The organism is Nocardioides dongkuii (assembly GCF_014127485.1).
Classification (GTDB): Bacteria; Actinomycetota; Actinomycetes; order Propionibacteriales; family Nocardioidaceae; genus Nocardioides; species Nocardioides dongkuii.
This window is the reverse complement of sequence record NZ_CP059903.1, coordinates 3,513,881-3,531,384: the sequence shown is the minus strand read 5'-3', so window position 1 is coordinate 3,531,384 and position 17,504 is coordinate 3,513,881. Positions and strand designations below refer to the sequence as shown.

17 protein-coding genes are annotated in these 17,504 nt (G+C 73.1%); 7 read left to right on the top strand and 10 right to left on the bottom strand.

Annotation, left to right across the window (positions count from 1 at the left end):
• Window positions 1–24: 24 nt before the first annotated feature.
• From H4O22_RS17000 to H4O22_RS16990, 3 genes are read right to left on the bottom strand one after another with little or no spacing between them, the layout of a single operon-like run.
• Complete coding sequence (locus H4O22_RS17000; RefSeq protein ID WP_182524520.1) at window positions 25–1,083, bottom strand: phosphotransferase family protein; 1,059 nt, start codon at window positions 1,081–1,083, stop codon at window positions 25–27.
• Complete coding sequence (locus H4O22_RS16995) at window positions 1,080–1,874, bottom strand: SDR family NAD(P)-dependent oxidoreductase (protein WP_182524519.1); 795 nt, start codon at window positions 1,872–1,874, stop codon at window positions 1,080–1,082. The genes H4O22_RS17000 and H4O22_RS16995 overlap by 4 nt, the downstream gene beginning before the upstream one ends.
• On the bottom strand, window positions 1,874–2,626 hold the full coding sequence (locus H4O22_RS16990) for an SDR family oxidoreductase (protein ID WP_182524518.1): 753 nt from the start codon (window positions 2,624–2,626) through the stop codon (window positions 1,874–1,876). Before H4O22_RS16990 ends, H4O22_RS16995 begins: the two co-directional genes overlap by 1 nt.
• 59 nt (window positions 2,627–2,685) lie before the next feature.
• Here H4O22_RS16990 and H4O22_RS16985 point away from each other — a divergent pair, with 59 nt between their 5' ends.
• Window positions 2,686–3,264: a TetR/AcrR family transcriptional regulator gene (locus H4O22_RS16985; protein ID WP_182524517.1), complete on the top strand. Its 579-nt coding sequence runs from the start codon at window positions 2,686–2,688 to the stop codon at window positions 3,262–3,264.
• A gap of 66 nt (window positions 3,265–3,330) precedes the next feature.
• Here the strand turns inward: H4O22_RS16985 and H4O22_RS16980 are convergent, their stop codons facing one another.
• From H4O22_RS16980 to H4O22_RS16965, 4 genes are all read right to left on the bottom strand, one after another.
• Complete coding sequence (locus H4O22_RS16980; RefSeq protein WP_182524516.1) at window positions 3,331–4,332, bottom strand: phosphatase PAP2 family protein; 1,002 nt, start codon at window positions 4,330–4,332, stop codon at window positions 3,331–3,333.
• A 24-nt stretch (window positions 4,333–4,356) separates the two neighbouring features.
• On the bottom strand, window positions 4,357–5,514 hold the full coding sequence (locus H4O22_RS16975) for an acyl-CoA dehydrogenase family protein (RefSeq protein ID WP_182524515.1): 1,158 nt from the start codon (window positions 5,512–5,514) through the stop codon (window positions 4,357–4,359).
• Between the two features lie 10 nt (window positions 5,515–5,524).
• On the bottom strand, window positions 5,525–6,670 hold the full coding sequence (locus tag H4O22_RS16970) for an acyl-CoA dehydrogenase family protein (protein ID WP_182524514.1): 1,146 nt from the start codon (window positions 6,668–6,670) through the stop codon (window positions 5,525–5,527).
• Window positions 6,671–6,752: 82 nt separating this feature from the next.
• Entirely contained in the window at window positions 6,753–6,896 is a 144-nt protein-coding gene (locus tag H4O22_RS16965) for a hypothetical protein (RefSeq protein ID WP_182524513.1), read from the bottom strand.
• A 69-nt stretch (window positions 6,897–6,965) separates the two neighbouring features.
• On the opposite strand from H4O22_RS16965, the gene H4O22_RS16960 reads away from it, so the two are divergent.
• Together H4O22_RS16960 and H4O22_RS16955 are read left to right on the top strand one after the other, a co-directional pair.
• A complete protein-coding gene (locus H4O22_RS16960) occupies window positions 6,966–8,651 on the top strand; it encodes an ABC-F family ATP-binding cassette domain-containing protein (protein WP_182524512.1) in 1,686 nt (561 codons plus the stop codon).
• The gene (locus H4O22_RS16955) at window positions 8,648–9,673 is read left to right on the top strand and encodes a GNAT family N-acetyltransferase (RefSeq protein WP_182524511.1); all 1,026 of its coding nucleotides are present in this window, start codon (window positions 8,648–8,650) and stop codon (window positions 9,671–9,673) included. Before H4O22_RS16960 ends, H4O22_RS16955 begins: the two co-directional genes overlap by 4 nt.
• 19 nt (window positions 9,674–9,692) lie before the next feature.
• Here H4O22_RS16955 and H4O22_RS16950 read toward each other — a convergent pair whose 3' ends face one another.
• The gene (locus H4O22_RS16950; RefSeq protein WP_182524510.1) at window positions 9,693–11,036 is read right to left on the bottom strand and encodes a S1C family serine protease; all 1,344 of its coding nucleotides are present in this window, start codon (window positions 11,034–11,036) and stop codon (window positions 9,693–9,695) included.
• Window positions 11,037–11,184: 148 nt separating this feature from the next.
• Between H4O22_RS16950 and H4O22_RS16945 the strand changes: the two genes are divergently transcribed.
• The gene (locus H4O22_RS16945) at window positions 11,185–12,810 is read left to right on the top strand and encodes a long-chain-fatty-acid--CoA ligase (RefSeq protein ID WP_182524509.1); all 1,626 of its coding nucleotides are present in this window, start codon (window positions 11,185–11,187) and stop codon (window positions 12,808–12,810) included.
• A 67-nt stretch (window positions 12,811–12,877) separates the two neighbouring features.
• Here the strand turns inward: H4O22_RS16945 and H4O22_RS16940 are convergent, their stop codons facing one another.
• Entirely contained in the window at window positions 12,878–13,525 is a 648-nt protein-coding gene (locus tag H4O22_RS16940) for an HAD-IA family hydrolase (RefSeq protein WP_182524508.1), read from the bottom strand.
• 100 nt (window positions 13,526–13,625) lie between these two features.
• Window positions 13,626–14,915 carry a citrate synthase gene (locus H4O22_RS16935; RefSeq protein ID WP_182524507.1) on the bottom strand — a complete coding sequence of 430 codons (1,290 nt, stop codon included), beginning with the start codon at window positions 14,913–14,915 and terminating at the stop codon, window positions 13,626–13,628.
• Window positions 14,916–15,167: 252 nt separating this feature from the next.
• On the opposite strand from H4O22_RS16935, the gene rplM reads away from it, so the two are divergent.
• From rplM to glmM, 3 genes are read left to right on the top strand one after another with little or no spacing between them, the layout of a single operon-like run.
• Window positions 15,168–15,611: a 50S ribosomal protein L13 gene (rplM, locus tag H4O22_RS16930; protein ID WP_182524506.1), complete on the top strand. Its 444-nt coding sequence runs from the start codon at window positions 15,168–15,170 to the stop codon at window positions 15,609–15,611.
• Between the two features lie 36 nt (window positions 15,612–15,647).
• Window positions 15,648–16,148 carry a 30S ribosomal protein S9 gene (rpsI, locus tag H4O22_RS16925; RefSeq protein ID WP_182524505.1) on the top strand — a complete coding sequence of 167 codons (501 nt, stop codon included), beginning with the start codon at window positions 15,648–15,650 and terminating at the stop codon, window positions 16,146–16,148.
• Between the two features lie 11 nt (window positions 16,149–16,159).
• Window positions 16,160–17,503 (top strand): phosphoglucosamine mutase, encoded by a 1,344-nt coding sequence (gene glmM, locus H4O22_RS16920; protein ID WP_182524504.1) that lies wholly within the window; start codon window positions 16,160–16,162, stop codon window positions 17,501–17,503.
• The last annotated feature ends 1 nt before the right edge of the window (window position 17,504 follow it).

The window sequence follows — 17,504 nt, the reverse complement described above, 5'->3', positions numbered from 1 at the left end:
GGTCTCCCGGGATCGGTGGGTCTGTCAGTGGTCGGTGGCGGTGAGCGCGGCGAGGCCGGCGGCGAGCAGTGGCTCGACCGCGGCGCCGACGGTGTCGAAGCCCTCGCCGACGGTCTGGCCGTGCAGGTGGCGGAAGTGGATCCCCTCGAGGATCACCGCGAGCTTGAGGTGGGCCAGCCCGAGGTGGAAGCCGAGGTCGCCGAGCGGGCGGCCGCCGGCCGCGGCGTACCGCGCCAGCTGGGCGTCGGCGTCGGGGTAGCCGGGGGCGGCGCTCGCGTCGGCGACCGCGCCGCCGCCGGCGATGGTGCCGAGCCGGTCGTAGACGAGCAGCAGCGCGACGTCGGTGAGCGGGTCGCCGATCGTGGCCATCTCCCAGTCGACGACGGCGCGCACGGGGTGCTCGCGGTGCTCGTCGGTCGCGTCCACGAGGAGGTTGTCGAGGCGGTAGTCGCCGTGCACGATGCCGGCGGCGCTGCCGTCGTCGCCGGCGGGCACGCTCGCGGCGAGCCGGGCCAGCAGCGCGTCGGCGTCCGGGAGGTCGCGGGTGCGGGACCCGTCGAGCTGCCGGCCCCAGCGGCGTACCTGGCGCTCGAGGAAGCCGACCGGCCGGCCGAGGTCCTGGAGGCCGACGGCGCCCGGGTCGACGGCGTGCAGCCGCGCCAGCACGTCGACCATGGCGCCGGCGAGCGCCGCCGTGCGCTCCGGTCCGAGGTCGGCGAGCTGGTCGGCGGTGCGGTACGCCGTGCCGGCGACCCGCTCCATCACGTAGAACGGCGCGCCGAGCACGGCCGGGTCGTCGCAGTGCGCGTACGTCGCCGGCACGGGCACGTCGGTGCCGGCGAGCGCGCTCATCACCGTGAACTCGCGGCCCATGTCGTGCGCGGTGGCCTGCACGTGGCCGAGCGGCGGCCGGCGTACCACCCACCAGGCGGAGCCGTCGGTGACCTCGTAGGTGAGGTTCGACTTGCCGCCGGCGAGCAGCCGGCCGCGCAGGTCGCCGGCGAGCTCGCCGGGCCGCTGCGCGTCGTACCAGTCCCGGAACGCGGTGAGGTCGAGGCCCGGGAGGTCGTCGGGGGCGGTCACGAGCCGAGCCCGTCGACCTTGGCCTGGAGGCGGCGCATGCCGGCGAGCCAGCGGTCGGTGTCGGCGGCGCGGGCGGCGTAGTAGTCGGCCACCTCAGGGTGGGGGAGCACCAGGAACCGGTCGTCGGCCAGCGAGCGCACCCAGGCGTCGGCGACCTGCTCGGGCTCGAGCGCGGTGTCGCGGGAGAGCAGCCCCTGCAGCGGGCCGGCCTCCTCGAGCATCCGGGTGCGCACGCCCTGCGGGCAGATCGCCTGGACGGTGACCCCGCGGTCGCCGTACGTCACCGAGAGCCACTCGGCGAAGCCGACCGCGGCGTGCTTGGTGACCGAGTACGGCGCGCTGCCGACCATCGTGAGCAGCCCGGCGGCGGAGGCGGTGACGACGAACCGGCCGCCGCCGCCGTCCTCGAGCCAGCGCGGGACGAGCGTGCGCGCGGCTCGGACGTGGGCCATCACGTTGACGTCGAGCACCTGCTCCCAGGCGGCGTCGGGGGTCTGCAGGCTGTCCGGCCCGGCGGCGCCGTCGATGCCGGCGTTGGCGAGGTAGACGTCGACGCGGCCGAGCGCCTCGGTGGCGCGGTCGACCAGCGCGCGGACGCCCTCGTCGGAGGCGCAGTCGCCGGGGACCGCCGTACCCCCGACCTCGGCGGCGACGGCGTACGCCGCGTCGGCGTCGAGGTCGTTGACGACGACGCGGGCGCCCTCCTGCGCGAGCCGGACGGCGAGCGCCCGGCCGATCCCGCGGCCCGCGCCGGTCACGACCGCGCCGGCGCCGGCGAGCGGGCCGGTCATCAGACGCCGCCGGTCAGGGTGACGCCCCCGTCGAGGACCACGGTCTGGCCGGTCAGCCAGGCGGCGTCCTCGGAGAGCAGGAACGCCACGACGCTGCCGACGTCCTCGGGGACGCCGAGCCGCTTCAGCGGGTACGCCGACGCGACCTCCTCCTCGCGGCCCTCGTAGAGCGCGCTGGCGAACCGGGTCTTCACCACGGCCGGCGCGACGGCGTTCACCCGGACGCCCGGGCCGAGCTCGACGGCGAGCGACTCGGTGAGGCTGATCAGCATCGCCTTGCTGGCGCCGTACATGGAGATGCCGGGGGCGGGCTTGACGCCGGAGACCGAGGAGACGTTGACGACCGCGCCGCCGTGCTCGCGCATCCAGGCGTGGTACGCCGTCTGCACCCAGGCGAGCGCGCCGAGCGCGTTGACCTCGACGATCTTGCGTGCGGCGGCGAGGTCGAGGTCGACGAGCGGCCCGTACACGGGGTTGATGCCGGCGTTGTTGACCAGCAGGTCGAGGCTGCCGAACGTCTCGATCGTGCGGGCGACCGCGTCGTCGCGGTGGGCGGGGTCGTCGGCCTTGCCGGCGACGGCGATCGCGTGCTCGGGCCCGCCGAGCGAGGCGACGGCCTCCTCGAGCGCCTCGGGCTTGCGGGCGGTCAGGCAGACCCGCGCGCCCTCGGCCACCAGCCGCTCGGCGATCCCGAGGCCGATGCCCCGGCTCGCGCCGGTCACCAGCGCCACCTTGCCCTGCAGACCCCGCATGCCGTCCCCGCCCCTCACATCGTTGCCCTCTGACTAAGCGCTTGCTTACTATCGCTGCCATGCCCCCCGAGGTCAACGCCCGCGACCGGCTCCTCGCCGCGGCGGTGGAGGCGTTCTCGGCGCGCGGCTTCCACGGCACCACCACCCGCGACATCGCGGCGGCCGCGGGCATGAGCCCGGCCGCGCTCTACGTGCACCACCGCTCCAAGGAGGAGCTGCTGCACCTGATCTGCCTCGTCGGCCACCAGCGGGTGCTGGCCCTGTGCGAGGACGCCGTCGCGGGCCCCGGCACCCCGGTCGACCACCTCGCGCGGCTGGTCGAGGAGTTCGTCCGCCACCACGCCGTCCACCACGTCAGCGCCCGCGTGGTGACCTACGAGATGGCCGCGCTCACCGAGGAGCACCGCGCGGAGGTCGAGGAGCTGCGCCGCCGCATCGACCGGGTGATGCGCGACCTGCTCGAGCGCGGCGCGGCCTCGGGGCACTTCACGACCACCGACCCGGCGATCACCGCCACCGCGCTGCTCTCGCTCGGCATCGACGTGGCGCGCTGGTACCGCGAGGACCGCGGCTGGAGCCCCGACCTGGTCGCCGAGCACTACCGCGGGCTGGCCCTGCGGATGGTCGGCGCGGCCTGAACACAAGCGCCGACTCGGCGTGAGTTGAGCGCCGAGTCGGCGTGAGTTGTCACCCGGCGGCGCAACTCACGCCGACTCGGCGGGCTCCTGCGCGGGGGTGGGGGTGGGGGCAGCGGCGTCGAGGCGGTCGGCCCGGCGGCGCTCCCAGGCGGAGGCGAGCACCAGCACCAGCAGCGCGAGCGCGGCGCCGGCGACGATGTCGATGACGTAGTGCTCGGCGAAGTAGACCAGCGCCGTCGACATCGCCAGCGGGTAGAGCAGCAGCAGCCAGCGCCACGGCGTGCGCAGCCGCTGGACGGCGTACATCGCGATCAGGAAGGAGATGCCGGCGTGCAGCGACGGCATCGCCGCCACCGGGTTGCCGACGCCCTGGAGCACCAGGTCGATCCGGTCCAGGCCGATGTCGGACCACCCGCGGCTGGTGATCCGGGTGACCTCGCCCATCTGCCCCTGCTCGGAGGCCATCCACGGCGGGGCCATCGGGTAGAGGATGTAGACGACCAGCGCGCCGAAGTTGATGCCGACGTAGCGCCGCATCCACTTCATCCACTCACCGCGGTTGCGCACCCACAGCACGGCCGCGATGGTCAGGCCGGCGAGGAAATGGGTGGCGTAGACGGTCGTGAGGAACAGGTCGTAGAACCGCGGCTCGCTGTCCTTGGTGCACGGGTCGCCGCACCAGGCGTCCTGCAGCCGCTCGGTCGGGGTGACCCCGCCGCCGAGCCACTCGTCGACGGTGATCGGCATCTGCACGTGCACCGGCAGCCCGAGCTCGTCGGTCAGCCCGCGGCTGTAGAAGTAGATGACCAGGCCGACCACCGGCAGCCACCAGTCGCGCAGGAACGCCAGGTGCGAGCGCGGCGGCGCCTCGACGTTCCACGCGATCGTGCCGACCCAGAGCCACAGGAAGACCTGCACGGTGTCGTTGGGGATGCCGAGCAGCTCGATCCACACGCCGAGCAGGACCGCGTACGCCGCCATCGCGGCGACGCGCGCCCCGCGCCGGGTACGCCGTGGCGCAGCCAGGCGCACGTCCTCGTCGATCGGCTCCTCGGCCTGCTGCACCATGGGCAGCAGTCTAAGGAGTGTCGATCATCCCCGCCCGGCGGTCGGCGCCAGCGGGTCGATCGCGCCGTACCCCTCGATGCCGGCCGCCAGCCGGGCCAGGTGGTGCTGGCCGTCGCCGAGCAGGTGGTCGAGCGCGGAGAGCCGCGCGGCGTACATGCCGACGGAGTACTCCGCGGTCATCGCGATGCCGCCGTGCAGCTGGATCGCCTCCTGGCCGACGTGCCGCGACGCCCGGCTGACCTGGTACGCCGCCCGCGCGGCCGCGTCGGCGGCCCGCGTGGCGTCGCCGGTCGCGAGCACCATCGTCGCCCACTGCACGAGGCTGGAGGCCAGCTCGAGGGAGACGTACATGTCGGCGGCGCGGAAGTTCAGCGCCTGGAAGGTGTTCAGCGTGACGCCGAACTGCTTGCGGCTGGTGAGGTACGACGTGGTCGCGGCGAGCGCGACCTCCATCGCGCCGAGCGCCTCCTGGCCGGCCATGATCCGGCCGATGTCGAGGATGGTGGCGATCGTCGGCTCGAGGTCCTGGCCGGGCGTGCCGAGCGGGGTGGCGGCGGTGCCGTCGAAGGTGACCCGCGCGGCGCGGCCCCCGTCGTACGTCGTGTAGCCGTCGCGCTGCACCCCGTCGGGGTCGACGAGGAACACGCCGGTGCCGCCGTCGGGCAGCGCGGCGCTGACGACCAGCAGGTCGGCGCGGGCGCCGTGGGGGACCGGCTCCTTGACGCCGGTGAGGGTCCACGCGTCGCCGTCCCGGGTGGCCCGCACGGCGCTCGCGGACGGCGCCCACCGGCTGCCCTCCTCGTCGTGGGCGAAGGCCAGGACGCTCTCGCCTGCGGAGAGCGCGCCGAGCACCTCGGCGCGCTGCCCGCGGGTGCCGGCCGCGGAGACCAGGCCGCCGGCGAGCACGACGGAGGTGAGGTACGGCTCGGGCGCGAGCACCCGGCCCAGCTCGCGGGCGACGATGCCGATCTCGACCGGACCGGCCCCGACGCCGCCGTCCTCCTCGGCGAACGGCAGCCCGAGCAGGCCCATCTCGGCCAGCTGCGTCCACATCTTCTCGCTGAAGCCGGGCTCCTCGGCGGCGGTGCGGCGGCGCTGCTCGAAGTCGGCGTACGCCTTGCCGACCAGGCCGCGCACCGCGTCGCGGAGGGCGTCCTGCTCGTCGTCGTAGGTGAAGTCCATGTCAGTCCCCTCAGAGTCCCAGGATCGTGCGGGCGATGATCTGGCGCTGGATCTCGTTGGACCCGCCGTAGATCGACGCCTTGCGCATGTTGAGGTACGTCGGCGCCGCGAGGTGGGCCCACTCGGGCACGCCGGCGCCCTCGCCGGTCGCCAGCCCCGCCGGTCCGGCGAGGTCGAGCACCAGCTCGGTGACCGCCTGCTGGATCTCGGTGCCCTTGAGCTTGAGCACCGAGCTCGCGGGGTGCGGCTCGCCGCCCTCGGAGTGGGCGACCACGCGCAGCGCGGTCAGCTCCAGCGAGAGCAGCTCGTTCTCGAGCTCGGCGAACCGGGCGCGCGTGAACGGGTCCTCCAGCTGGGCGCCGGCGAGCTCCTTGGCCTGGGCGAGGACGCGCTTGGTCGTCCCGACCGGGGCGACGCCGACGCGCTCGTTGCCGAGCAGGAACTTCGCGATCGTCCAGCCGCCGTTGAGCTCGCCGACCAGCAGGTCCGCAGGCACCCGCACGTCGGTGAACCAGACCTCGTTGACCTCGTGGCCGCCGTCGATCAGCTCGATCGGGCGCACCTCCACGCCCGGGGAGGTCATGTCGATGAGCAGCATCGAGATGCCGGCCTGCTTCTTGACCTCGGGGTCGGTGCGCACCAGCGTGAAGATCCAGTCGCCGTACTGGCCCAGCGTGGTCCAGGTCTTCTGCCCGTTGACCACGAAGTGGTCGCCGTCGCGCACCGCGGTCGTGCGCAGGCTCGCGAGGTCGGAGCCGGCGTCGGGCTCGGAGAAGCCCTGGCTCCACCAGATGTCGAGGTTGGCCGTCGGCGGCAGGAACCGCTCCTTGAGCTCCTGGGAGCCGAAGTGCGCCAGCACCGGGCCGATCATGTTGGCGTTGAACGCCAGCGGCAGCGGCACGGCGGCCGCCTGCATCTCCTCGTTCCACAGGTGACGGCGCAGGTCCGACCAGCCGCGGCCGCCCCACTCCTCGGGCCAGTGCGGTACGGCGAGCCCGGCGGCGTTCAGCGTCTGCTGGCTCTCGACGATCTGCTCCTTGGTGAGCTCGCGCCCCGCGGTGACCGCGTCGCGGATCTCCTGGGGGAACTTCATCGTGAAGAACTCGCGCATCTCCTCGCGGAACGCCTGGTCCTCGGCTGACAGCTCCAGCTGCATCGGTGCCCTCCCTGGGGTGTGAGCGCCCATCATGGCGCGGGCCCGGTGACCAGGACATGGGCGCCCCGCCCAACGCTGGTCCCTACCCGAGCATGGCCGGGGTGACGGCGGACGCCGTGGCGGCGCGGCAGCCCGCCGACCTTGCCCCGGCCGCCGTACTTCTCAGGGAGAACCTGATGTTCTCGGCCATCGCGACGGCCGAGAACATCAGGTTTCCCCGGTTCACCGGGGAAACCGGCCGCCGTCCCCGTTATCAGTTCGCCGAACACGCCACCGAGGCGGACAATCCTCCGACGTGGGTCATGTGGATGTCGCCGGGGTGCGCTACGAGCTGCCGGACGGGCGGGTGCTGCTCGAGGACGTGTCGTTCCGGGTGGGCGAGGGGGCGAAGGTCGCGCTGGTCGGGGCGAACGGCGCCGGCAAGACGACGCTGCTCCGGATCATCACCGGCGAGCTCGCGCCGCACGCCGGCGCGGTGACGCGCAGCGGCGGGCTCGGCGTGATGCGCCAGCAGGTCGCCGTGGGCAGCACGAGCGTCGCCGACCTGCTGCTGAGCGTCTCCCCGCCGCGCGTCCGCGAGGCCGCGGCCGCGGTGGACCGCCTCGAGCTGGCGCTGATGGAGCACGACGACGAGAAGACCCAGATGGCCTACGCCACCGCCCTGGGCGAGTACGCCGACGCCGGCGGGTACGACGTCGAGGTCGTCTGGGACGTGTGCACGATCGCCGCGCTGGGGGTGCCGTACGACCGGGTGAAGTACCGCGAGCTCACCACGCTCTCCGGCGGCGAGCAGAAGCGGCTGGTGCTGGAGTACCTGCTCCGCGGTCCCGACCAGGTGCTGCTGCTCGACGAGCCCGACAACTACCTCGACGTCCCGGGCAAGATCTGGCTCGAGGGCCGGATCCGCGAGTCCGACAAGACCGTGCTGATGATCAGCCACGACCGCGAGCTGTTGAACAACACCGCCACCCGGGTCGTGACCGTCGAGCTGGGCGCCGCGGGCAACACGGTCTGGACCCACCCGGGCGGCTTCACCTCCTACCACCAGGCCCGCACCGACCGGTTCGCGCGCCTCGAGGAGCAGCGCCGTCGCTGGGACGAGGAGCACGCGAAGCTCAAGGCGCTGGTGCTCCGCCTGAAGGTCAAGTCGGAGTACAACGACGGGATGTCGAGCCAGTACCGCGCCGCGCAGACCCGGCTGCGGAAGTTCGAGGAGGCCGGGCCGCCGACCGAGCAGCCGCGCGAGCAGCAGGTCACGATGCGGCTCACCGGGGGTCGCACGGGCAAGCGCGCGGTGGTCTGCGAGCAGCTCGAGCTCGAGGGGCTGATGCGCCCCTTCGACCTCGAGGTCTGGTACGGCGAGCGGGTCGCCGTCCTCGGGTCCAACGGCTCGGGCAAGTCGCACTTCCTCCGGCTGCTCGCGGCCGGCGGCAGCGACCCCGACGTCGAGCACCGGCCAGTGGGCGAGGTGCGGATCGAGCCGGTGCGGCACCGCGGCCAGGCGCGCCTCGGCGCCCGGGTCCGGCCGGGCTGGTTCGTGCAGACCCACGAGCACCCCGAGCTGGTCGGGCGGACGCTGCTGGAGGTGCTGCACCGCGGCGACGGGCACCCCGACGGCCGGCGCGGGATGGGCCGCGAGCAGGCGGCCCGGGTGCTGGACCGCTACGAGCTCGCGCACGCCGGCGAGCAGACCTTCGAGTCACTCAGCGGCGGCCAGCAGGCCCGCTTCCAGATCCTGCTGCTCGAGCTGTCGGGGGCCACCCTGCTGCTGCTCGACGAGCCCACCGACAACCTCGACGTGCAGTCGGCCGAGGCGCTCGAGGAGGGCCTCGCGGCGTTCGAGGGCACGGTGCTCGCGGTCACCCACGACCGCTGGTTCGCGCGCGGCTTCGACCGGTTCCTGGTCTACGGCGCCGACGGCGAGGTCTACGAGTCCGACGGGCCGGTCTGGGACGAGGGCCGGGTGGAGCGGGCGCGGTGAGCGGCTACCAGGTCGTGCCGCTCGACGTCGACGACGACGTGGCGTACGCCGCGTGGCACCGGGTCTACGAGGCCGCCGAGCGGCACGGGCGCGGGGCCAGCGCGACGCCCTGGCAGGCCGAGGAGCTGCGGGTGATGATCCGCGACGGCGGCACCCGCTCCTGGTCGACGGCGTACGCCGGCCTGCTCGGCGGCGAGCTGGTGGCGACCGGACGGGTGCGGCTGCCGCTGCTCGACAACCGCGACCGCGCCGAGCTCGCCGTCCACGTGCACCCCGACCACCGGCGCCGCGGGTACGGGCGGGCGATGCTCGCCCGGCTCGAGGAGGTCGCCCGCGGGCGCGGCCGCACCATCCTCGGCGGCGAGACCCGCTACGCCTACGGGGCGGGGGCGGAGGGGATCGGCGAGAGCGGGCCGGAGTTCGCCCGGGCCTGCGGGTACGTGCTCGGGCTCGGCGACGTCCAGCGCGAGCTGCGTCTTCCCGTCGACGACGCCCTGCTCGACGCGCTCGCCGCCGAGGCGGCGCCGCACCACGCGGCGTACACGCTGCGGTCGTGGGTCGGCCCGGTGCCCGAGGAGCTCCTGCAGGGCTGGGCCGACCTGGCTTCGACGCTGATGACCGAGGCGCCGACCGGCGACCTCACGCTCGAGCCGGAGTCGGCGAGCACCGCCGCGGTCCGCGAGGACGAGGCGGAGACCGCGAAGAAGGGCCGCACCAAGCTGCACACCGTGGCCCTGGCCGCGGACGGCACGGTCGCGGCGTACACCGACCTGGCCTGCACCGACCACGGGTCGGACCGGGGCTACCAGTGGGGCACCCTGGTCCGACGCGACCACCGCGGCCACCGGTTGGGGCTCGCGGTGAAGGTCGCCAACCTGCGGCAGCTGCAGCAGCTGCGCCCGTCGGTGCGGACGCTGGTCACCTACAACGCCGAGGTCAACGAGCACATGGTCGGCGTGAACGACCGGCTCGGCTACACGCCGACGGCGCGGCTCGGCGAGTTCCAGAAGACACTCGCCTGAGCCGCGCCGTGCGGGGGGATCAGGACTCGGAGGCGTCCGAGTCCAGCTCGAGCTCGGTGGTGCTCTCCACGCCGTCGCGCTCGTAGGTCACGGTGACCGTGTCGCCGGGCCGGTAGGAGCGGATCGTGGCGATCAGGTCGTCGGACCCCGCGACGTGCTGCTCGTCGATCTTCGTGATCACGTCGCCCTGCTTCAGCCCGGCGTCCGCCGCGGCGGAGTCGCCGCCGACCTCGCGGACCAGCGCGCCCTCGCTCGGGGTGGCGCCCTCCTCGGCGCCCGGCATGCCCGGCACCGTGCCGGGCTCCGCCCCGACGTCCGAGACGCTGATGCCGAGCAGGGCGTGGCTGGGCGTCTCGCCCGCGACGATCTCCTCGACGATCGGCATGGCGTCGTCGATGGGGATCGCGAAGCCGAGGCCGATGGAGCCGGCCTCGCTCGTGCCGAACGGCGAGGACGAGGCGGTGCTCCGGATCGAGGAGTTGATGCCGACCAGGCGGCCCTCCATGTCGACCAGCGGGCCGCCGCTGTTGCCGGGGTTGATCGCCGCGTCGGTCTGGATGGCGGGGTACGCCGTGGTGCCGTCCGCGCTCTGGCCGACCCCGACCGGGCGGTTCAGCGCGCTGACGATGCCGCTGGTGACGGTCGCGTCGAGACCGAACGGCGAGCCGATCGCGACGACGCCCTCACCGACCTCGAGGTCGTCGGACGAGCCGAGCGTGATGGGGGTGAGCCCCTCGACGTCCTCGGCCTGGATCACCGCGACGTCGGTGAGCGGGTCGGTGCCGACGATCTCGGCCTCGGCCTCGGTCCCGTCGTTGAACGACACCGTGATCTCGCCCCCGTCGCCCGCGAGCTCGACCACGTGGTCGTTGGTCAGCACCTGGCCGTCCTCGCTGAGCACGACGCCCGATCCGGACCCCGAGCCCTGCGCGCCGGTGACGTCGATCTTCACCACCGACGGGAGCACCGACGCCGCGACCGACTCCACCGTGCCGTCGGTGGCGGGCTCGGAGTCGGAGTCGGAGTCGGCGAACTGCGCGGTGGAGCGGGACGGCGTACCGGCGCGGTTGCCGGTCGGGTCGTCGTCCCAGGCGTCCCAGGCAGCGGCGCCGCCCAGGCCCGCGGCGCCGCCGGCCACCAGGGAGGCGGCGACCACGCCCGCCGCGAACCGCCGGCCGCGCGGAGCGCGGGGCTGCGTGAGCGGGGCGGGCGGCGGGGTGGTCGGGGGAGCGGGCACCGGCTGAGGCGTCGTGGGGGGCGCCGTCGGAGGCGCGGTGGGGGCCGCCGCGGCGGGGGCCGCGGTGGGCTGCTCGCCCGCGGTGGGGCGCACGGGCTGGGTGTCGTCGTGCCACTCGTTGGTCATGCTGCGTGCCTCCTGTTCGGCGTCTCGCTGCCGTCTCGTTGTTGATGACAATCATCGGCCTCCAGCCTGTGACCAGGCTGAGACGGCGCTGGGTGCCCGCGAAGAAGCCGCCTTGTGCCCCCGTGTGAACTGCGTCACGATCGGCGCCATGGATGCCACCGTCGCCCCCGAGGCCCTCGCCGCCGCCACTTCGACCCCGAATGGGCCCGCGCCCCGTGCCAGGTTCGTCGACGACCGCCTCGCCCACTGGGCGGCGACGAACCCCGACGCGGAGTGCATGACCTACCTCGGCCGCACCTGGACCTGGGCGCAGTGGGACGACCGGGTACGCCGCGCGGCCGGTGGGCTCCAGGAGCTCGGCGTCGGCCGCGGCGACGTGGTCGCGTTCCTCGACAAGAACCACCCGGCCTGCGTCGAGATCAGCCTCGCCGCCGGGTCGCTCGGCGCCGCCAACGCGATCGTCAACTGGCGGCTCGCCGGCGACGAGATCGACTACGCCGTCAACGACAGCGGCGCGACCGTGCTGTTCGTCGGCACCGAGCTGGCGCCGGAGGTCGCCCGGATCCGCGACCGGCTCACCGCGGTCCGCACGGTGATCGAGGTGACGCCGGACGGCGCCGAGGGCGACGAGTACGAGGCCTGGCTGGCGGCGGCCACCCCGGCCTCCCGGCCCGACGACGTCTCGCCCGACGACGTCTGCCTGGTGATGTACTCCTCCGGCACCACCGGCCGGCCCAAGGGCGTGATGCTCACCCACACCAACATGGTCGAGCACACCGTCTGCTCCCACGAGGGGCTGGTGCTCGAGCCCGGCGACAAGATGATGGTGGCGATGCCGCTGTTCCACGTCGGCGGCTCGTCGTACGTCCTGCTCGGCCTGCACGACGGCCTGCCGAGCGTGATGACCCGGGACCCCGACGGGGCGTCGCTGGCCGGCGCGATCCTCGCCGGCGCCAACCGGACCTTCCTGGTCCCCGCGGTGCTGGCCCAGGTGCTGCAGGCGGGCCCCGACGCGGTGCGGCTCTTCGGGGCGCTGAAGACCTACACCTACGGCGCCTCCCCGATGCCGCCGCCGCTGCTGCGCGCCGCGATGGAGGCCTGGCCCGACACCGACTTCGTGCAGGTCTACGGCCTGACCGAGGTCGCCGGCGTGGCCACGCACCTGATGCCGGAGGACCACCGCGACCCCGACCACCCCGAGCGGCTGCTCTCGGCGGGACGGCCGATCCCGGGCATGGAGGTCCGGGTCGTCGACCCCGCCACCCTGGAGGACCGGCCGGTGGGGGAGCCCGGCGAGATCTGGCTGCGCTCCCGGCAGGTGATGAAGGGGTTCCTCGGCAAGCCGGAGGCGACCGCGCAGGTGCTCACCGACGACGGCTGGTTCCGCACCGGCGACCTGGGCCGGCTCGACGACGGCGGCTACGTCTACGTCGAGGACCGGCTCAAGGACATGATCATCAGCGGCGGCGAGAACATCTACAGCCCCGAGGTCGAGCGGGTCCTGGCCGAGCACCCCGCGGTCCTCGAGGTGGCGGTCATCGGCGTCCCGGACGACCGATGGGGCGAGTCGGTGAAGGCGGTCGTCGCGCTGCGGCCGGACACGACGGCCACCGAGGCCGAGCTGGTGGCGTACTGCCGCGAGCACCTCGCGCACTACAAGTGCCCCGGGTCGGTCGACGTCCTCGGCGCGCTGCCGCGCAACCCCACCGGCAAGATCCTCAAGCGGGAGCTGCGCGCGCCGTACTGGGCCGACCGCGAGCGCGGGGTCAACTGACCCTGACCTGTGGAAGGAACGCCGAGTCGGCGCACATGTGCGCCGACTCGGCGACTCTCTCCACAGGTCAGACGGGGAGGCCGCGGCGGCGGAGGTCCGCGCGGAGCGGGCCGGCGCCGGTGAAGACGATCCCGTCCATCCCGAGCGCGACGGCGGCCGCGACGTTGGCGGGGCGGTCGTCGACGAAGACCATCTGGTCCAGGGGCACGCCGCTGCGCTCGGCGACCAGCTCGAACGCACGGGCGTCGGGCTTGGCGACCCCCTCGACCCCGGAGACGACCACGCCGTCGAGGAGGGCGAGGAAGTCGAACCGCTCCGGCGCGTGCGGGTAGAGCTCGGCGGACCAGTTGGTCAGCCCCCACTGGACGACGCCGGCCCGGTGCAGGTCCCGGAGCAGGTCGACGGTGCCGGGCACCTCGCCGACGAGCGAGCGCGCGAAGTGGGTCCGGTAGGCCCGGGCGTGCTCGGCCCAGTGCGGGTGGGTGCGCGCCACCTCGGCCTCGGCGTCGTCCCAGCCGCCGCCGGCGTCCTGGACGTGGTTCCAGGCCAGGAAGTCGAAGTCCTCCGCGGCGAGGAACCGCGCGGCCTCCTCGGGCCCCACCCCGGCCGCCACCGCGTCCTGGGGCTGCCAGTCGATGAGCACGTTGCCGAGGTCCCAGACGACCGCGACCCCGGACGGCGTGCCGTCCGGGGTCGGGGTGGTGTGTTCGGTCATCTCAGTGTGGTCTCGACACGCGGGTCGCGACTTCGTTCCTCAGTCGCGCCGCTGCTCGACCTGGCCCGGGCTTCGTCGCAGCGTTGGGGCTTCGCTGCGCTCAGGCCCAACGCTCCGACGCGGGCACAAACTCCAGCTGCCGGTCGCCGGTGTAGATCTGCTTGGGCCGGGCGATCTTCTGCTCCTTGTCCTGCACCAGCTCGTGCCACTGGGCCAGCCAGCCCGGGGCGCGGCCGATCGCGAACAGGACGGTGAACATCTCCGGCGGGAACTGGAAGGCCTCGTAGATCAGGCCGGAGTAGAAGTCGACGTTGGGGTAGAGCTTGCGCTTGACGAAGTACTCGTCCTCGAGCGCGATCTTCTCCAGCTCCTGCGCGATCTCGAGCAGCGGGTTGACCCCGGTGACCTCGAAGACGTCGTCGCAGGCCTTCTTGATGATCTTGGCGCGCGGGTCGTAGTTCTTGTAGACCCGGTGGCCGAAGCCCATCAGCTTCTCGTTGCCCTCCTTCACCCCGGCGATGAAGGCCGGGATGTTCTCCTTCGAGCCGATGCGCCGCAGCATCCGCAGCACCGCCTCGTTGGCGCCGCCGTGCAGCGGGCCGAAGAGCGCGCCGACACCGGCCGCGACCGCGGAGTACGGGTCGACCTGCGAGGAGCCGACGGAGCGGACCGCGTTGGTCGAGCAGTTCTGCTCGTGGTCGGCGTGCAGGATGAACAGCACGTCGAGCGCCTTGACCAGCCGCGGGTCGGCCTCGTACTTCTGCTCGCTCATCTTGAACAGCATCGAGAGGAAGTTCGCGGTGTAGCCGAGGTCGTTGTCGGGGTAGACGAACGGCTTGCCCTGCGCGTGGCGGAACGACCAGGCGCCGAGCGTCGGCATCTTCGCGATCATCCGCACGATCTGCATGTGGCGGTTGTCGGCGTCGGTGATGTTGCGCGCGTCGGGGTAGAACGTCGAGAGGGCCCCGACCGACGCCATCAGCATCCCCATGGGGTGCGCGTCGTACCGGAAGCCCTCCATGAACGACTTCACGTTCTCGTGGACGAACGTGTGGTAGGTGATCTCGTGCACCCACGCGTCGTACTCGGCCTTCGTCGGGAGCGCCCCGTGGATCAGGAGGTAGGCCACCTCGAGGAAGTTCGACTTCTCGGCCAGCTGCTCGATGGGGTAGCCGCGGTACTCGAGGATCCCCTTCTCGCCGTCGATGAAGGTGACGGCCGAGCGACAGGACGCCGTGTTGACGAAGCCCGGGTCGTAGACGGCCAGTCCCGGGGCCTCGTCCGAGGCCTTGATCTTCCCGACGTCGGCGGCGCGGATGGTGCCGTCGACGATCGGTACGTCGTACTCCTGTCCGGTGCGGTTGTCACGGACGGTCAGAGAATCAGTCACCCTCGCAACCTAACCGCTGAGGTGAAGAGACCGACACCCGGTGTCCGCCTCCCGGTCCGGTCCCGGCCGGGTGCCACGTTTTGACCCGCCGGAGCGGGTGCCCGTATCTTGGGGAGTCGCGCCTCCTGCCGCACTCCCTCGTGGGGTGCAGATCCGGACGATTCCGAGCCGGGCAGTGTTCGTCAGAGGGCGCAGCAGCACCACCCGGACGGGCAGTCCGTCCGGGTCCTACGAACGAGAAGGCTCAGTCCTGTGCGCACGTACAGCCCCAAGCCCGCTGACATCCAGCGCGAGTGGCACGTCATCGACGCCACCGACATCGTCCTCGGCAAGCTCGCCGTGACCGCGGCGACCCTCCTGCGCGGCAAGCACAAGGCGATCTTCGCCCCGCACGCCGACACCGGTGACTTCGTCATCATCATCAACGCGGAGAAGGTCGCCCTGTCGGGCAGCAAGAAGACGACCAAGATGTCCTACCGCCACTCCGGCTACCCGGGCGGCCTCTCGGCCACCCCCATCGGTGAGCTGCTGGAGAAGGACGCCCGCAAGGCGATCGAGAAGGCCGTGTGGGGCATGCTCCCCAAGAACCGCCTCGGTCGGCAGGTGCTCAAGAAGCTGAAGGTCTACTCCGGCCCGACGCACCCGCACGCGGCCCAGCAGGCCGTCCCCTTCGAGATCACCCAGATCTCCCAGTAATCGCGCCCGCCGAGAAAGTCTGAAGAGGAATTCATCGTGGCTGACACCACCGAGGTCGAAGAGACGACCTACGAGGTCGACGAGCAGGGCGTTGCCTACAGCTCGGAGAGCGCCCCGTCCGCCGACGCACCGCTGCGTCCGGCGACCATCGCCCCCGCCGCGGCCACCGGCCGCCGCAAGGAGGCCGTGGCCCGCGTCCGCATCGTGCCGGGCACCGGCCAGTGGACGGTCAACGGCCGTACGCTCGAGTCGTACTTCCCGAACAAGCTGCACCAGCAGGTCGTCAACGAGCCGTTCGCCGAGCTCGAGCTCGACGGCCGGTTCGACGTGATCGCCCGGATCCACGGCGGCGGCATCACCGGTCAGGCCGGCGCGCTGCGCCTCGGCGTGGCCCGCTGCCTGAACTGGATCGACACCGAGGCCAACCGCCCGGCGCTGAAGAAGGCCGGCCTGCTCACCCGTGACGCCCGCGTCATCGAGCGCAAGAAGGCTGGTCTGAAGAAGGCCCGCAAGGCGCCGCAGTTCAGCAAGCGCTGACGCTCCCTCCTGTGGGACGTCTGTTCGGCACGGACGGGGTCCGGGGCCAGGCGAACGGTCTGCTGACCGCCTCGCTGGCCCTGGACCTGTCCGTCGCCGCCGCCCGGGTCCTCGTCGACCGGGGCGGCTACGCCGGCCAGCGACCGCGTGCGGTCGTCGGCCGGGACACCCGGATCTCGGGCCAGTTCCTCGAGCACGCCGTCGTCGCCGGGCTCGCCTCGGCCGGCGTCGACGTGGTCCGGGTGCGGGTGGTGCCGACGCCCGGTGTCGCCTTCCTGACCGACGCGCTCGGCGCCGACGTCGGGGTGGTCATCAGCGCCTCGCACAACCCGATGCCCGACAACGGCATCAAGTTCCTCGCCCGCGGCGGGGTCAAGCTCGACGACACCATCGAGCGCGCCATCGAGGAGCGGATGGGGCAGCCCTGGCAGCCCCCCACCGGCGCCGACGTCGGCCGGGTGACGCCGTACTCCACGCCGCTGGAGGAGTACGTCGCCCACCTGGTCAGCACCGTCAAGCCGCTCACGGGCCTGCGCGTGGTGCTCGACTGCGCCCACGGCGCGGCGTACCAGGCCGGCCCGATGGCCCTGGCCGCGGCCGGCGCGACGGTGATCCCGATCAACGCGGCGCCCGACGGCCTGAACATCAACGAGGGCTGCGGATCGACGCACCTCGGCCCGCTCCAGGCCGCCGTCCTCGAGCACGGCGCGGACGCCGGCTTCGCCCTCGACGGCGACGCGGACCGCTGCCTGGCCGTGGACCACCGCGGCCGGGTCGTCGACGGCGACCAGATCATGGCCATCCTGGCGCTCGGCCTGCGCGACGCCGGCCGGCTGCGCGACGACACCCTCGTGGTCACGGTGATGAGCAACCTGGGCCTGCTGCGCGCGATGGCCGAGCACGGCGTCGCCGTGCGCCAGACCGCCGTCGGCGACCGCTACGTCCTGGAGACGATGAACGCCGACGGCTACTCCCTCGGCGGCGAGCAGTCCGGCCACGTCATCCAGCGCGACCACGCGACCACCGGCGACGGCATCCTCACCGCCCTGCACGTGCTGGAGCGGATGGTCGTCACCGGGGAGTCCCTGGCCTCGCTGGCCTCGGTGATGACCCGGTTCCCGCAGGTGCTCGTCAACGTCGGCGGCGTCGACCGCAGCCGCACCGACGACGAGGTCCTCGCCGCCGCGGTGGCCGAGGAGGAGGCGGCGCTCGGCGACACCGGCCGGGTGCTCCTGCGTCCCTCGGGCACCGAGCCGCTGGTCCGGGTGATGGTCGAGGCCGAGACCCAGGGCCGCGCCGAGCAGGTCGCCGAGCGGCTCGCAAAGGTGGTGCGGGAGCGGCTCACGCTCTCCTAGG

What these genes read in the sequence shown, in the direction of transcription:
- H4O22_RS16995 (WP_182524519.1), bottom strand. Translation starts at nt 1,874, where the DNA reads ATGACCGGCCCGCTCGCCGGCGCCGGCGCGGTCGTGACCGGCGCGGGC.
- H4O22_RS16990 (WP_182524518.1), bottom strand. Translation starts at nt 2,626, where the DNA reads ATGCGGGGTCTGCAGGGCAAGGTGGCGCTGGTGACCGGCGCGAGCCGG.
- H4O22_RS16985 (WP_182524517.1), top strand. Translation starts at nt 2,686, where the DNA reads ATGCCCCCCGAGGTCAACGCCCGCGACCGGCTCCTCGCCGCGGCGGTG.
- H4O22_RS16980 (WP_182524516.1), bottom strand. Translation starts at nt 4,332, where the DNA reads ATGGTGCAGCAGGCCGAGGAGCCGATCGACGAGGACGTGCGCCTGGCT.
- H4O22_RS16975 (WP_182524515.1), bottom strand. Translation starts at nt 5,514, where the DNA reads ATGGACTTCACCTACGACGACGAGCAGGACGCCCTCCGCGACGCGGTG.
- H4O22_RS16970 (WP_182524514.1), bottom strand. Translation starts at nt 6,670, where the DNA reads ATGCAGCTGGAGCTGTCAGCCGAGGACCAGGCGTTCCGCGAGGAGATG.
- H4O22_RS16950 (WP_182524510.1), bottom strand. Translation starts at nt 11,036, where the DNA reads ATGACCAACGAGTGGCACGACGACACCCAGCCCGTGCGCCCCACCGCG.
- H4O22_RS16945 (WP_182524509.1), top strand. Translation starts at nt 11,185, where the DNA reads ATGGATGCCACCGTCGCCCCCGAGGCCCTCGCCGCCGCCACTTCGACC.
- H4O22_RS16940 (WP_182524508.1), bottom strand. Translation starts at nt 13,525, where the DNA reads ATGACCGAACACACCACCCCGACCCCGGACGGCACGCCGTCCGGGGTC.